The sequence below is a fragment of the Bacillus cereus group sp. BceL220 genome (assembly GCF_051776965.1).
GTDB classification, from domain to species: Bacteria; Bacillota; Bacilli; order Bacillales; family Bacillaceae_G; genus Bacillus_A; species Bacillus_A cereus.
This window is the reverse complement of record NZ_JBPWBC010000003.1, coordinates 333,013-346,285: the sequence shown is the minus strand read 5'-3', so window position 1 is coordinate 346,285 and position 13,273 is coordinate 333,013. Positions and strand designations below refer to the sequence as shown.

Sequence of the window (13,273 nt, the reverse complement as noted above, 5' to 3'; positions counted from 1 at the left end):
TTTGTTTAACACAAAAAAATACAGGCAGCAAACTGCCTGTATTTCTTCTTATTTTGCCATTAACTTTAATGCTGACTGTAATTGTAAATCATTTTCTCCAGAACGGATTTTTTCGATAATTTTAGTTTGAATCGCTTCAGCTGTCTTTTTATCAAGCTGTCCTGTCGCTTCCATCTCATTCGCATTTTGGAATGCTTTCAGCGCCGATTCTGTCTCTTTACTAAAGTATCCATCTTCACGACCTGGTACATACCCTAAGCTCTTAAGCATTTCTTGAGCATGTTTTACTTGTACATCATTTGAATTGTATGAAAGTGTTTTTTCAATTTGAATTGGTGTCGCATGATAATAATTTGGTTGCTTCACTTCTACTGTTGGTGCGATTCCTTTTTTATGAATCCAGTTCCCATCCGGTGTTAACCATTTAAACATCGTTAATTTAATATTGCTGCCGTCTTTAAATGGAACAGCTTGCTGGACAGTACCTTTACCAAATGTTTTTTCACCAATTAAATCGTATCCTTCTCCTTCTTTCAGCGCACCCGCTAAAATCTCTGAAGCAGAAGCACTTCCATTATCAATTAATACTGAAATTGGATATGGTTTTCTCTCTTTCAGTTCCGTAGAGAATTTCTTCTTCTCACCATTTCGCTGCTCTACTTGTAGCATTGGCTTTTTATTCGTCATAATTTCCCCTAGTATATCTTCTACACTATTTAAATAGCCACCAGGATTACCACGCACGTCAATAACTAAGCCTTTTATATTTTTCTTCTCTAACTCTTTTAACTGATCCTTAAATTCCTTCGCTGTATTCTCAGCAAAAGAAGTGATTTGCATATAACCGATATCTTTTCCACTCTCTTGCTTCACAGAACTAAACACTGTAAAGATTGGAATCTTTTCACGCTTAATTTTAAATACAATCGGATCAGTTACTCCCGCACGTTTAATTTCAATTGCGACAGTCGTTCCCTTTTTACCACGAATTTTTAATACCGCTTCTTCACGTGATAAGTCTTTCACACTGTTTCCATCTACAGATAAAATTTGGTCATTCGGTTTAATTCCTATCTTTTCTGCTGGTGAACCTTTAATTGGCGATACGATAATAAGCTTATCGTCCGTCTTGTTCACCTCAGCCCCAATCCCCTCTAATTCAGGATCAAGCGATTCACTAAACTGTTTGGCTGTTTCTTTATCCATATACGTGGAATAAGGGTCCTTCAGCGTAGACAACATACCTTGTATTGCACCTTCAACTAACTTTTCATCTTTCACGTCTTCCACATAACGTGAATCAATTAGTGCATACGCCTCATTAATTTTTGCCAAATTCCCTTGCGCAGTGCTAGCATTCCCACTCGAAATTGTTTGCGTTACTTCTGCTGGGGTAACCCCAAATACAGACATGCCTGCAAACATTCCGCCAGCACCAATTAAAAATGCAACAACCATTCCAATAATTGCAACTCTACGTTTCAATGCGGAATTCCCCTTTCCAAAACACACAGGTGGTGTAGCAAAAGGCATCACACAGTGTGTGATGCCTTTACCTATTTCTACTATATGATAAGCTTGTACGAATTATGTTTGCAACTTTTTATACTTTTAAGAAGCGACGAATTGACATTACACTTCCCCACATACCGATTAAAGCACCGATTAAAACTAGTAAACCAGCTAATTGGAATACGAAAGGACTGTATGGTAGAAGCTCGAAAATTGTTCCGCCAAGTTTTTCGTTAAACACACCTTGCAACGAATTATACGTAACTAGAATTAGGCCAATTGGAATAATTGATCCTAATACTCCTAAGAATAATCCCTCTAGCAAGAATGGCCAACGAATAAACCAGTTTGTTGCACCAACAAGTTTCATAATTTCAATTTCTGTACTACGAGCATAAATTGTAATTTTAATTGTATTAGAGATTAAGAACATCGCTGTGAATAAAAGACCAGCAATTAACGCAATCCCAATGTTACGACCAGTTTTTACAGTATCAAATAATCGTTCAACTTGCCCTTTTCCGTACTGAACATTACTGACAAACTGCATTTTTTCAACTTTCTTCGCGATTGTTGCTGTATCTGTTGGTTCTTTTGCTTTTACAACGAATACGTTTTTAAGTGGGTTATCTTGTTCAAATAACTCAAACGTTTTTCCACTATCACCTAAGCTTTTAATTAAACGTTTTAACTCTTCTTCTTTAGAAGAATATTTAATAGAATCTACTTTTGCAATCTTACTCATATCTTCTTCTAATTTCTTTTGATCCGCTTCTTTTGCAGCTGGATCAATGTGTACACGAATCTCTACATCTTGCTCTACTTTCGTCGCAAAATGGTTCATATTCATAATCGCTGTTAAAAAGACACCTACAAGTAATAATGTAACTGTTACTGCACTAACAGAAGCAAATGTCATCCATCCGTTACGTGATAGATTCTTTACACCTTCTCGCAAATGTCGACTAAGGGTCTTAGCCTTCATATCCGTATCCTCCCTCAATCTCATCTCGAACAATTTTTCCGCCTTCAATCGCGATTACACGATGACGGATTGTATTTACGATATCTGCATTATGCGTCGCCATAACGATCGTTGTGCCGCGCTCATTAATGCGAGTAAAAATATTCATAATATCAAGAGCTGTTTCAATATCTAAGTTACCTGTTGGCTCATCGGCAATTACAACCTTTGGTCTATTTACAATTGCTCTTGCAATAGCCACACGTTGTTGCTCCCCGCCCGAAAGCTCACTTGGAAGTGCGTCTGCACGATCTTCAAGGCCTACAAGACCTAGAACTTCTGTTACACGCTCACGAATTGCATCCGGTTCTTCTTCAATTACTTCTAAAGCAAACGCAACATTCTCATATACCGTTAATTTAGGTAGCAATTTAAAATCTTGGAAAATTACGCCTAATTGACGACGAAAATACGGAACGTCTCTTTCTGCCAATGTTTCGATAGTAAGTCCATTTACATTAATAGATCCTGTAGATGGTTTCTCTTCACGATACATCATTTTAATAAATGTAGATTTTCCGGCTCCACTCGGTCCAACTACGTATACGAATTCACCTTGTTTAATGTTAACTGTAAGACCAGCAATGGCTTTCATACCATTCGGGTACTCCTTATAAACATTCGTCATTTTTATCATTATTTATCACCCAATACTTAATGATTTTTTTCGAAATACTTTTCTGTACATCTGAAAATAAAAGACATCCTTCATTTTCACTTATTCATCCTTGTTGAAGATAGTTTACTTATGCTTTCTCATAAGCAATACCACTCTATGTAATATATTTCAGCAAAATTCTACAAACCCCATTGTAACATCAAACGGTTTCCAATTTGGATACATTTTTGTTACAGTTATGTTACATACCAGAAAAAAGGAAAACGAGTTGACTATATTATCAACTCGTCCATTTCACCTTTTTTATTTATGTTCAGCTAACCATTCAGACACTTTTTTCGCATCTTCACCTTGAATAAGTCCTGGTGACATTGAACCGCGGCCTTTTTTAATAATCTCTTCGATATCTGCAGCGTCGTACTTACCGCCTACTTTTCTTAAATCAGGTCCAGTTGCCCCTGATAAATCTGTTGCGTGACATCCCGCACAACTTCTTTGGAAAATTTGTTCTGCGCTGTCTGTGCTTGCAGACTGTTTCGAAGACTTACTCTCTTCTTTATTTCCGCATGCTCCTAAAGCAAAAACAACCGATGTCCCTAGCGCAATAGCCAACAATTTCTTTTTCAATTCTATCGCTCCCCATTGTTGATATTCTTTTTATTCTTAACACACTCATTTTCATTATAAGCATTATCTTTATATAGAAAAACCAAGGTGTATTTCATATTCCTCAAAAATACAGTGAGAACCTTGATAAAATAAAGCTTTCATAAGTTGTTTCAATTCTGTGAACAACTTAAAGAACTTCTATAAAGAATCCTTTTTAAAAGGAAAATTAGAAAAGTTCTATATAAATCTTTCCCCTATTACCGCTCTATTTTACTATTCTCTACTTTTTACAAAACAATATACAGCATTGTAATCTACATATAATCCCATCAAAAAGAGAAGTTGTCGTTTCCAACTTCTCTTCCTCTTTACTTCATCTATAAAAATAAAATCAAATTCTTTCTATCCTCTATATCCTCAGCATGTGCCAACAATTTTGTTGGCTTTTTTTCGCTTATTAGATGCGAGAACGTAAGTAAGCATCAATAAATGGATCAATCTCTCCATCCATAACTGCTTGTACGTTACCAACCTCCGTATTTGTACGGTGGTCTTTTACAAGAGAATACGGGTGGAATACGTAAGAACGGATTTGGCTACCCCATCCGATTTCTTTTTGTTCCCCGCGGATTTCATCTAATTGCGCCTGTTGCTCTTCTAGTTTCTTTTGATATAATTTCGCTTTTAACATCTTCATCGCATGCTCACGGTTTTTAATTTGTGAACGCTCTGACTGACACGTTACAACTGTATTTGTCGGTGTATGTGTAATACGAACTGCTGAATCTGTCGTATTTACGTGCTGCCCACCCGCTCCACTTGCGCGGTACGTATCAATTTTTAAATCTTCTGTACGTACTTCGATTTCAACTTCATCATTGAACTCTGGTACAACTTCACAAGATACAAACGATGTATGACGACGTCCTGAAGAATCGAATGGTGAAATACGTACAAGACGATGTACACCTTTCTCTGCTTTTAAGTAACCGTAAGCGTTATGACCTTTAATTAATAAAGTTACACTCTTAATACCAGCTTCATCACCTGGTAAATAGTCAACTGTTTCTACTTTAAATCCACGTTTTTCAGCCCAACGTGTATACATACGTAATAACATAGAACCCCAGTCTTGTGACTCAGTTCCACCTGCACCTGGATGTAATTCTAAAATCGCATTATTTTTATCATAAGGATCGCTTAATAGTAACTGAAGCTCATACTCATTCATTTCTTGAATTAAGCCTTTTACTTCTGCTTCTAATTCCTCATGTAAATCTTCATCATATTCTTCTTTTAAAAGCTCATGCGTTACTTCTAAATTTTCGAACGTTTCATCTAACTGACGGAAGCTTCCAACCATATCTTTTAACGCATTCGCTTCATTAATTACAACTTGCGCGCCTTGTTGATCATCCCAAAATCCTGCGCCCATCATTTTTTCTTCTAATTCTGCAATATGTTTCTCCTTAGTAGGGAGGTCAAAGAGACCCCCTAAAAGCCGCTAATCGCTTAGCCATTTTCTCTAATTCCTGTCTAATTTCTACTAATTCCATTTCCTTCACCTCTATGTAATTGCTGTTACTTTCGTATGAAAACAAGGGAAACTCTCTCCACTTATTACGGAGAGAGTTTAATTCTTCTTAATTATACATTTTTGATATAAAAGTTTGCAAAGCAGCCAAAGCTACCGCCCTATATTACTGAACAATACCACAGCAGTTTTTATATTTTTTACCGCTACCACATTTACATAAATCGTTGCGGCCCACTTGGTCACCTTTTACAACTGGCTTTTTCTTCGCTTCTTCGCCATCGCTAGATGGATGAACAGCTTCACCTTGAACAACTTCTTGACGTTCTAAGTTTTGTTCAATTTCAGCTTTCATAATGTAACGAGAAATTTCCTCTTCAATAGAAGCAACCATTGACTCGAACATCGCGAATCCTTCCATTTGGTACTCACGAAGTGGATCAATTTGACCGTAAGCACGTAAATGAATACCTTCACGAAGGTGATCCATCGCATCAATATGCTCCGTCCATTTCGTATCTACAACGCGGAATACAACAACCTTCTCAAACTCACGCATTTGCTCTTCTGGCATAAGCTTTTCTTTGTCATTATAACGCTCTATTAATTTCGCGATAATCGGTTCGCTCATTTCCTCAGGAGCAAGGCGACGTAATTCTTCTTCTTTTATGTCTCCTTCTTGAAGAAGGTTTGTATTTAAGTAGTCAACAAGACCTTTAATGTTCCAATCCTCTTCAATTTCCTCTTGTGTATGAAGCGCAACAGCACGTTCTACTGTAGATTTCATCATACCTTCAATAATGCCACGTAAGTTTTCCGATTCCATTACTTCTTGACGTTGCTTATAAATAACTTCACGTTGCTGACGAAGTACATCATCGTATTGTAATAACTGCTTACGTGCATCATAGTTATTTCCTTCAACACGTTTTTGTGCAGACTCTACCGCACGAGAAACCATTTTACTTTCAATTGGCTGAGAATCATCCATACCAAGACGATCCATCATTGCTTTCATATTATCTGAACCAAATCGGCGCATTAATTCATCTTCCATTGATAAGTAGAACTGCGTCACACCAGGGTCCCCTTGACGACCAGCACGACCACGTAACTGATTATCAATACGACGGCTTTCATGACGTTCTGTACCGATAACTGCTAGACCGAAGATTTTCACATCGTCTCCAAGCTTAATATCTGTACCACGACCAGCCATATTCGTTGCAATCGTTACAGCACCTTTCATACCAGCTTCTGCAATGATATCTGCTTCACGCGCATGGTTTTTCGCATTTAAAATGTTATGACGTACACCTTTACGTGTTAACATTTTTGAAATAAGCTCTGAAGTTTCAATTGCAACTGTACCTACAAGAACAGGTTGCCCTTGTTTATGACGATTTACAATATCCTCAACAACAGCATTGAACTTACCTTCCATTGATTTAAAGATTAAATCAGCACGATCATCACGAATAATCGGTTTGTTTGTTGGAATTACAATAACGTTCATATTGTAAATGTTACGGAATTCCTCTTCCTCTGTTTTCGCTGTACCAGTCATACCAGATAATTTTTCATACATACGGAAGTAGTTCTGGAATGTAATTGTCGCAAGCGTCATACTCTCATTTTGAATTTCTACACCTTCTTTTGCTTCAATCGCTTGGTGTAATCCTTCGCTATAACGACGACCTTTCATAAGACGACCAGTAAATTGGTCTACAATTACGATTTCGCCTTCTTGTACAACATAATCTGTATCACGGTGCATAACAACGTGTGCACGAAGCCCCTGATTAATATGGTGAAGAAGTGCTACATGTTTTAAATCGAATAAGTTTTCAATATGGAAAGCTTTCTCTGCTTTCGTAATACCATCTTCTGTTAACATTACATTTTTCGTTTTCACATCAAATGAATACTCTTTTTCATTTTCTAACGTACGAACGAATGCATTTGCAAACATGTATAGCTCTGTTGATTTTTGAGCTTGTCCTGAAATAATAAGCGGCGTACGCGCTTCATCGACTAAAATAGAATCGACTTCATCGATAATAGCAAAGTGAAGTGGACGTTGAACGCACTGCTCTTTATATAAAACCATGTTGTCACGTAAGTAATCGAATCCAAGCTCATTATTTGTGCTATACGTAATATCAGCAGCATAAGCCTCTTGTTTCTCTTCGCGTGACATACTATTTAAGTTAATTCCTACCGTTAAGCCAAGGAACTCATGAAGTTGTCCCATTTCGTTCGCATCACGTTGTGCTAAGTATTCATTGACTGTAACAACGTGAACACCTTTTCCTGTTAAAGCATTTAAATATACAGGTAATGTAGATGTTAACGTTTTACCTTCACCCGTTTTCATCTCAGAAATATTCCCTTCATGTAAGGCAATACCACCCATTAACTGTACGCCATATGGACGCATTCCAAGAACACGAGTTGCCGCTTCGCGAACAACTGCAAAAGCTTCAGGTAGTAGATCATCTACTGTTTCACCTTTTGTTAGACGTTCTTTAAATTCAAGCGTCTTTCCTTTTAATTGTTCATCAGTTAGTGGCTTAATAGATGACTCTAATGCATCAATTTGCTCAACTGTCTTTTGCATACGTTTAATTTGGCGTTGGTTTACATCAAACACCTTTTTTAAAATACCGATCATAGGAAATACGCTCCTCTTTTATTAAAATAAAACTTCCGATTGTTTTTCTTTTTCTCTATTACAATCAGTCGTTGTAAAAATCAAATGTATGTTATGCCAATTTTTCTCCTAATTAAAAAACTAAAATGTATATACCTAATGATAATTGTAACACTTGTCTTATAACTATGACAACAATCGGCCGAATGTCAGGCCTTATATTCAAAAAAAGTTTTCATTTCATTTGTTCCAACAAACTAATATGTCTTTTCTCTATCCCTCTATTGCAAATCTCGTATTAAATATCCCCCTTTAAAAGAGGATAATCGAAGGAAATCTATTAGTTTTAAATGAACAATTACAAAAAGTCGGAAATTCCGCAGGTGCAGCATCCATAGATACTTACACCTGCGAAACAACTCCGACTTTATAAGATATTATTATGTTGCAAGATCTACTCACCCACAGCAAAAAACACCCTTAAAATATATCTGTATCAATCATGAATTTTATTAATTTATTGGTATTTCTAATTCATGATATTTCCCTTTCTGATCCTTCATAAAAGAAATGAATTTCACCTTAGTTGATTCATTTGAAAAGTTTTTATAATTTTTATAAGGGTCATCCCCTATAAAATAATTTGTCCCTATATATCCTCGTACTGTTTTACCAGCAGGTATTACAGAATCAAACTTATATTCTTCAGGTAACTCTATTGAATAAGGAATTAAATTATAAAATCCCCCTATTTTAGAATAAAACATTGTATTAGAAATAGACTTATTACTAAGCAAATCAATATCATGATTTGTTGTATTTGTAATATCTAAAGGTAAAATATAAGTCTCTACTTCACGATTTTCATACGCATCATACGTTTTTATAGGTTCAAGAGGCATAAGTGCATTAAACTTAACTCCTTGTCCATCTTCAAAAGTTCTATTAGATAAAAACTTATCCTTCAGTACTTTATACGATTCATTATTTTGATTTAATGTTTTAAATCTAAAAAAACTAGCCAATATACATAGCACCAACACACACAATCCAATTATTATTAATACACGTTTTCTTTTCACCCTTAATCTACCAACTTCCCATTACTAACATGTACAATACGATCTACTATTTCATTATCTAGAACATGCACATCATGACTGGCTACAATAATAGTCGTTCCCTTGGATTTTTCTACTTTCAAAATATCCAAAACATCCTTTATCCCATCACTATCTAAAGCATTAGTTGGTTCGTCTAATAACAATAGTTTTGGTTGTTCCATTAAGGCTTGTGCTATCCCTAAACGTTGTTTCATACCTAAAGAGTATCTTTTATACTTTCTCTTATCTGTTTTATCAAGTCCAACTCTTTGAATAATATTATAAATTTCCTCATCAGAAATTTTATTGTTAATTGATGATAAAAATTTCAGATTCTGAAAACCAGTATATCCTGGAATAAAGCTTGGATATTCAATCAATATTCCCATAGAATCAGGAAATTGCTTTTGTTTTCCAATTATTTCATTATCTACATAAACAACTCCCGAATTCAACCGCATTAACCCTGATATAGCTCGTAAAATCATCGTTTTACCAGAGCCATTATGACCCTTCAAAACTAAAAACTCTCCTTTTTTTACTGACAAACTAATATTATCTAAAACAATATTTCCCTTTAATCTTTTCATCATACATTCACATTTAATATAATTATCCATAAATTATTCACCTATCACATCTAGTTTTTTAAAACAAAAACTACCTAATAAAATCATTACAACAACAATTACTACTCCTATTAAAACTAAATCATTACATTGAATAGATTGATAATAACCTAAAGTCAATTGAATTGAACTATGATCAACAAAATACCAACGATTTGGCATAACAAAAGAACCTAAAAGATAAGTACTATGGAAGAAAATAGACAAAAACAGATACATAAATATCAATAAAAAGGCGATAGTTATTGATATATAAAACGTTAAAAATTCAAAGACTAAAGTTAATAAAAAACTTATAATTATTTGAATTAACATAGTACCTAGCATCTTATAAGAAAACTGACTATATAAATCATAAAAAGAATACTCATCAAACAAACATAGAAAATAAACAGTAAACCAAATAAAATACATAACACTCCAAATAATAATTATATAAAAGAACAAAGATATTACTTTAGTTAACCAAAGGACATGCCTCTTCTTAACACGAGGAAATAAATAAATACCATTCTGTTGAATATCAGAAAAAGAAAAATTACCCACCAACAACAAAGGAACAATCTGAAAAAATATCCAATAAAAAGGAATGGAAAATCGTCCCTCTTTATGAAAATTAGACAAATCAACAAAATCTACTCCATGAAAAAATCGATAAAAATTAACATCTAATAATAAAGGTTCCTTACCATTAATAAGAGACTGATTATATATAAAAACAAATACAACAACAGTATAAATTAAGAATAAAAAAATCGTTATCTTAATTGCATCCCTAAACCTTAAATATAAATCCCTTTTTAGTAAATAATATAAACTCATAATTAAAATTAGCTCACCTCTGTTTCATCATTTATAGAAATATAACTTTTTTTAGATAAGATCCATACACTTATAAAAAAGATACAAAAACATCCAAATAGACGTATAAATAAAGCATTAGCATCTTCAAAAACATTTAGATAAAAAACACTTGTAAATAAAAATCCATTTAATATAAATGTATCTACTAAAATAGCACTTATCATTAATATTATTACGATTAAACTAGGTAAAAACAGTTGTAAAAAAGCACTTATCATACATATAAAAATATTTGCAAATAATTGAACACAAAATAATAATGCATAATTTAAATCAATACTATTTACAGCCATTATATTTGACATAAAAAATAACTGTAAAATCATACTACCAGCAAAAAAGAAAACAAAAACTAATAACTTCAAATAATATATAGAAACCAATTTGAATGCATTATTCACTCTATAAACAACATAAATACTAAAAAAGCTCGACATAGAATATACAGAAAAAACCATTGTTAAAGGAATGAATATAATTGACAAATTATAAAACGACATAATCTTATACAAAGTTTCTAATTCATTCATTTTCTCTTTTAAAATTCCAGATTCAAAATAATTGAATAAGCAAACAATAATGCTAGAATTAAGTAAAAAAAGAATACTTAACCAAACATATTTCATCCTTATAGTTTCTTTAATTAAATTATAAAAGAACATTTTTCCGACTCCCCCATAAATAAAGAGCTACAGAACAACACCAAATAAACAACAAAATACCAAGAAAAATTTGTAGTTCAAAAAACCCTAGATCCTTAATTAAATAATCTTTAGGATTAAGTATCAATTTTCCAATCCCAAGCCAAAAAATATGTAAAACAAATGGCACTAAATAAATAAAATAAACTCTTTTTATAAAAAATGACACTGATAAAGCTAAACTTGAAAAAATCGCACCATATAAACCATTTAAAAATACATACATTAGAAAATATAAAGTAGGATATTCATAATAAACTGTATTAAATTGAGCTGTTGGTGAAACAGTAGCAGCCATATAATTTAATACTGGATGTGGAGCAACTGATGGAAAAGTCATTGCATATAAATAAAAATTGAATAGTAAAGGTAAACTTATAATAAAGAAAGATACAATGAAGTTGATACAATAAAGTAACCTAAAATAATGACGCGTTCCCATTTTAGAAATAACTGAATAAATAAACCCATAATTTTTATCAATTCTATAAATTCCTGATACAGCCATTGCAGAAAGCATAGGAAATATAATAAGATAAAATTCACTATAAAACGGTAATCTATTAAAATGTAAAATATTAGATAAATATGGAGATACCTTTATAATTCCGGCATCATTAAATCCTTTAGTTGTTACATACATAGAAATATATTGAGTACTAACAATTACAAACATAATAAATAAAGATAACCAAAACATCCTACCCTTTAAAATCCTTCCAAAAAAATAACTCATCTACAGTTCCTCCATAAACCATTAATTAAAATTTAAATCTTTTTTAATATGAATAATTGATTCGCAACACCATAACATTCATTCTCTTTATTTAACCAAATATAACGAAAAGATACATTTACTTTTTCACCCTCAAACTTAGGAAACATAACTTCATACTGATAAACATCATTTGTACCTTTTCTTTTTACATTCTTAACTTCTTGTTTCCACTGAATTATTTTCCCATCTGTTTGTTCAATACGTCCCAAAAGATAAGAAGGTTTTTTTTCATTAGTAATACCTGTTAAAAAAACATAATGATTTTCCGGTATAACCCCTAGTTTTAAATTTTTATTTGAAAGTTTATCTTCTATTGTAATATCATTTGTATCTATCTGCCCCTCGTAGAAATCATCACCAGTTTTATTCCCCAAAAATACTTGTTCAAAAATAGTATTTTTCTTAACTTCTTTTAACTCAATGCTTTTTAAATTTTCTTTTTCCGTTAAAGTATCTTCAATATTTACAATTGGTTCATTCACTTCTTTTTGACAAGAAACTAAAAAACAAATACCCAATAAAAAAAAACTAAATAAAATATATCTTGAAATAAACTTCACTATAGCTCCTCCGATTTTTGATTTAAATATTAGAAAAAGTCGTATAATTCCTGATCTGGATTATACGACTTTTTCTAGTATTATAAAAGTAAATAATTTCAAATCAATATTCAGTATAAGATCCACCAGGTCTTCTGCTATCAGGACTCCAAGCAGTAGGATAAGCATTATTTTCCCTAGAATAACCACCAAATCTAACAGGAACATTTTTCCCATAGTCTTCATATGCAGAATTTTGGAAAAGATAAGTTTTACCAGGTTTAACTGTTCCTTCATGATCACCTGATACATTTACCCATTTTCTATTATTTGCTTTTCTATTTTTATCCGCTTCTGCCCAAACGTTGAAAGAACCACCGCCATTATCACTACTCTTAACACGCATATACATAGAAGAAGAATTTTCTTTAGCACGTGCAGTAGTATAATCATATGCATTCCAAAGTCTAAAAGTAAAACTCACATGACTATCACTAGTATCAGCTTTAGCTGGTTCAGTTAAAGCGAAACTACTAGCTAAAATACCTAAAGATAAAACAGATCCAAACATAAAACGACTTTTTTTCTTAATACTCAATACAAGCACCTCCAAAAATTTAAAATATTTCAATTGGTTTTATTTTTTCCCACACAAGGAATAAATTAACAAATTTAAAATACTTAAATATTATATAAAGATAAAGTGAT

At 32.9% G+C, this 13,273-nt stretch carries 13 protein-coding genes; all 13 read right to left on the bottom strand.

Annotated elements, in window-relative coordinates; translation table 11 throughout:
* Positions 1 to 48 precede the first annotated feature (48 nt).
* On the bottom strand, positions 49 to 1,485 hold the full coding sequence (locus ACS2FK_RS10740; RefSeq protein ID WP_000830318.1) for a S41 family peptidase: 1,437 nt from the start codon (positions 1,483 to 1,485) through the stop codon (positions 49 to 51).
* 118 nt (positions 1,486 to 1,603) lie between these two features.
* The gene (gene ftsX / locus ACS2FK_RS10735; RefSeq protein WP_000645028.1) at positions 1,604 to 2,497 is read right to left on the bottom strand and encodes a permease-like cell division protein FtsX; all 894 of its coding nucleotides are present in this window, start codon (positions 2,495 to 2,497) and stop codon (positions 1,604 to 1,606) included.
* The gene (gene ftsE / locus ACS2FK_RS10730; protein WP_000594319.1) at positions 2,487 to 3,173 is read right to left on the bottom strand and encodes a cell division ATP-binding protein FtsE; all 687 of its coding nucleotides are present in this window, start codon (positions 3,171 to 3,173) and stop codon (positions 2,487 to 2,489) included. Before ftsE ends, ftsX begins: the two co-directional genes overlap by 11 nt.
* A gap of 285 nt (positions 3,174 to 3,458) precedes the next feature.
* Positions 3,459 to 3,782, bottom strand: a complete 324-nt coding sequence (gene cccB / locus ACS2FK_RS10725; protein WP_000727971.1) for a cytochrome c551 — start codon at positions 3,780 to 3,782, stop codon at positions 3,459 to 3,461.
* A gap of 439 nt (positions 3,783 to 4,221) precedes the next feature.
* Positions 4,222 to 5,320, bottom strand: a protein-coding gene (gene prfB / locus ACS2FK_RS10720) for a peptide chain release factor 2 (RefSeq protein WP_098033360.1) whose coding sequence is annotated in 2 segments (ribosomal slippage) — positions 4,222 to 5,247 and positions 5,249 to 5,320 — 1,098 coding nt in all. Because the reading frame shifts where the segments join, the coding sequence is not laid out codon by codon here.
* 144 nt (positions 5,321 to 5,464) lie between these two features.
* The gene (secA, locus tag ACS2FK_RS10715; RefSeq protein ID WP_000579373.1) at positions 5,465 to 7,972 is read right to left on the bottom strand and encodes a preprotein translocase subunit SecA; all 2,508 of its coding nucleotides are present in this window, start codon (positions 7,970 to 7,972) and stop codon (positions 5,465 to 5,467) included.
* 491 nt (positions 7,973 to 8,463) lie between these two features.
* A complete protein-coding gene (locus tag ACS2FK_RS10710) occupies positions 8,464 to 8,991 on the bottom strand; it encodes a hypothetical protein (protein ID WP_063549384.1) in 528 nt (175 codons plus the stop codon).
* A 44-nt stretch (positions 8,992 to 9,035) separates the two neighbouring features.
* Positions 9,036 to 9,674, bottom strand: coding sequence for an ATP-binding cassette domain-containing protein (locus tag ACS2FK_RS10705; protein ID WP_048558324.1), 639 nt, complete (start codon positions 9,672 to 9,674; stop codon positions 9,036 to 9,038).
* Positions 9,675 to 9,677: 3 nt separating this feature from the next.
* Positions 9,678 to 10,505: a hypothetical protein gene (locus ACS2FK_RS10700; protein WP_063549047.1), complete on the bottom strand. Its 828-nt coding sequence runs from the start codon at positions 10,503 to 10,505 to the stop codon at positions 9,678 to 9,680.
* A gap of 8 nt (positions 10,506 to 10,513) precedes the next feature.
* Positions 10,514 to 11,209, bottom strand: coding sequence for a hypothetical protein (locus ACS2FK_RS10695; RefSeq protein WP_063549049.1), 696 nt, complete (start codon positions 11,207 to 11,209; stop codon positions 10,514 to 10,516).
* A complete protein-coding gene (locus ACS2FK_RS10690; RefSeq protein ID WP_063549051.1) occupies positions 11,196 to 11,984 on the bottom strand; it encodes a hypothetical protein in 789 nt (262 codons plus the stop codon). The genes ACS2FK_RS10695 and ACS2FK_RS10690 overlap by 14 nt, the downstream gene beginning before the upstream one ends.
* Before the next feature lie 32 nt (positions 11,985 to 12,016).
* A complete protein-coding gene (locus ACS2FK_RS10685; protein ID WP_063549053.1) occupies positions 12,017 to 12,586 on the bottom strand; it encodes a hypothetical protein in 570 nt (189 codons plus the stop codon).
* Between the two features lie 103 nt (positions 12,587 to 12,689).
* Positions 12,690 to 13,163 carry a hypothetical protein gene (locus ACS2FK_RS10680; protein WP_063549055.1) on the bottom strand — a complete coding sequence of 158 codons (474 nt, stop codon included), beginning with the start codon at positions 13,161 to 13,163 and terminating at the stop codon, positions 12,690 to 12,692.
* Positions 13,164 to 13,273 lie beyond the last annotated feature (110 nt).